Source organism: Dietzia natronolimnaea (assembly GCF_002289575.1).
Lineage (GTDB): Bacteria > Actinomycetota > Actinomycetes > Mycobacteriales > Mycobacteriaceae > Dietzia > Dietzia natronolimnaea_A.
On sequence record NZ_NTGA01000008.1, the window covers coordinates 1 to 2,278 of the forward strand.

Sequence of the window (2,278 nt, forward strand, 5' to 3'; positions counted from 1 at the left end):
CGCTGGCCCGAGACTGGATCCTCCTCACATTAGGTGCGGGCTTCGAGTGCGCGTTTCGACAGTTCGTCGGCGTAAGCGTCAGCGGCACGCCGTACCCAGTTGCTGGTAAACCATGCGGCATAGAGGACGATCCAGACCAATGCGATGAGCAGCGTAACAATTGGGATTGTAGGGCCGACGTCGACCGGGGTGCTGGGGAGCGCGACAATGGCAACGATTGACCCAATGACTAGGAACCCGGCAACGGCGATAGCAAATGTGCGTAATCCATAGACGTTGCGCCGAAAGCAGTACCCGATCAAGTCGTTCTTCAACTTGGGGTACTTCTCCTTGTCTCCGGTACGTGCGATGAGAGTCCGTACGGCCGCCTCGTAGATGTGATCTGCCCGAGTAGGGTCCTCTTTCTCTTGGTCTGAAGTCGGCAGAGTGATGTTCGTGCCAACGATCGCCTGCAGAGATTCGTGAAGGTCCTGTTGAGTGATCGGGTTCTCCGCGCCCGCCCATCGGAGCATCTGGGTTGTGGGTGGGCCGCCCCAGTTTTCCCAAAGTGCCTTCTCAACTCCTTTTCCGGCATCTCTACCAAGGTGTGTCACGAGTGCTGACAGCGCGAGAGCAACCGGTATCGGTAGCAGATTCCACCAGGTCTCTGCGGCGGGAACCTCGATTGCGATAAGCATGGCGCAGACGTAGACGGGGACGAACGCGATGACCACCGGCAGGGTGCGCGCTCTGAAATCGAAGGTGTCGAAGGACATCTGCAGGGAGGTCCTCCTTAGTCGTCGTCTTCCCTCAGAGGGGGGAGGGGGTCGAGGCTGGTCCACCCAGGACGCATGGTGCCTTCGCTGAGGCAGATCGTCCGCCCCTCGGTGGCTACTACGTATCCGCCCCGCCGCGAGAGTGCGTTCACCACTTTAGGAGATGGGTGCTTGGGGGCGGTTTTAGCCGAACTGATGGGCGCTTGGAAAGCGCCGAATGCGTCTCCCGGTGGCCCCACGATGCGATTGAGGAGGCTTGGGGCGAGGTTCCGGCGGCTGCCGTGATGAGGGGCTTGGAAGACTGTCAACGGCTTAAGCTTGAACGGCCCAACAGTCCTCTCATACTCATCTGCAGCAGCGTTCATTGCTGGAATACCTGCGTCTCCTGTGAAGAGAATGCGGTTGTCGCCAACGGTGAGTAGCACGATTGCGGACGAATTATTCCGAGGACTGGTCTCGCCGTCTTCCCCCAAGGTCTCGACCGGCAACGATGGCAGTGCTGTTGCCAGCATCTCGCGCCCCTTGGACAGCAACGATCCTGCCAGCGAAGGCCGGGACGCGGAGATCCCCAGTTTCATGTCTTGCAGATGTGCGTCCAGCAGCTCCGTATAGTAGCCCCGGTGATTCACGGGGATCTGCGAATTTCCGGGTACTGATACACCGAAGTGCTTCCTGAACAGGGGAAACTGGTTCTTGTCTAAGGATCCGGTTCCTCAAGCAGAAAGCACTCGGTAGGTGAAGCGTACGTCGTGGTCGTCCGGTCTGTCCGTTACCGCCGATGGAGTCGGCGTGATTTCCCACGCAGGGGCCATCGCGCCACGTCTTTTGGCTGATCGGGTCGGGCTCACCGCCGAACTGTCGGAGGCCATGGCTCGCCGCCGGTTCATCCCAATCCATGACCGCGGCCGGGTGCTGATCGACGTCGCGACAATGCTCGTTGATGGCGGCGAGGCCATCTCCGACATTGGCGTCCTGCGCCACCAATCCGGCGCTCTGGGCCCGGTGGCCTCGGCGCCGACGGTGTGGCGGACTCTGGATGAGGTCACCGCCGGTAAGCGCAAGAAGATCCAGGTGGCGCGGGCTCGGGCACGGCGGCACGTGTGGTCCCAGCTGCCCGGAGGTGTCCCAGCGTCGACGTGTGCGGGTCGGGACCTGGGAGCCACGATCGTGCTCGATGTGGACGCCACCATCGTGGTCACGCACAGCGAGAAGGAGCTTGCCGCGCCGACATATAAGCGCTCGTTCGGCTACCACCCGATCGGCGTGTGGTGCGACAACACCACCGAGTTCCTCGCGGCGAGTCTGCGGCCGGGCAATGCCGGGTCGAACACCGCCGCCGACCACATCGACGTCCTGGGCCAGGCGATCGCGCAGATCCCCGCCAGTCATCGGCGTGACCTGCTGATCCGCTCCGACGGGGCTGGCGTGGCAGATAGGGCTTGTCGGTACCGCGGGTCCGGCGAGTTGGTACCGCCATTCCGGCGACCCGGAACCGGCCCGTGTGTGAAGCGGGCCGGCACCGT

The 2,278-nt window shown here is 62.3% G+C and carries 2 protein-coding genes; one reads left to right on the top strand and one right to left on the bottom strand.

The window, feature by feature from the left end; translation table 11 throughout:
- Positions 1-29 precede the first annotated feature (29 nt).
- The gene (locus CEY15_RS04820; protein ID WP_095717549.1) at positions 30-755 is read right to left on the bottom strand and encodes a hypothetical protein; all 726 of its coding nucleotides are present in this window, start codon (positions 753-755) and stop codon (positions 30-32) included.
- A 735-nt stretch (positions 756-1,490) separates the two neighbouring features.
- Between CEY15_RS04820 and CEY15_RS04825 the strand changes: the two genes are divergently transcribed.
- Positions 1,491-2,278, top strand: a 788-nt coding sequence (locus CEY15_RS04825; RefSeq protein ID WP_428844184.1) for a transposase, incomplete at its 3' end; no start/stop codon positions are given.

What these genes read in the sequence shown, in the direction of transcription:
- CEY15_RS04820 (WP_095717549.1), bottom strand. Translation starts at nt 755, where the DNA reads ATGTCCTTCGACACCTTCGATTTCAGAGCGCGCACCCTGCCGGTGGTC.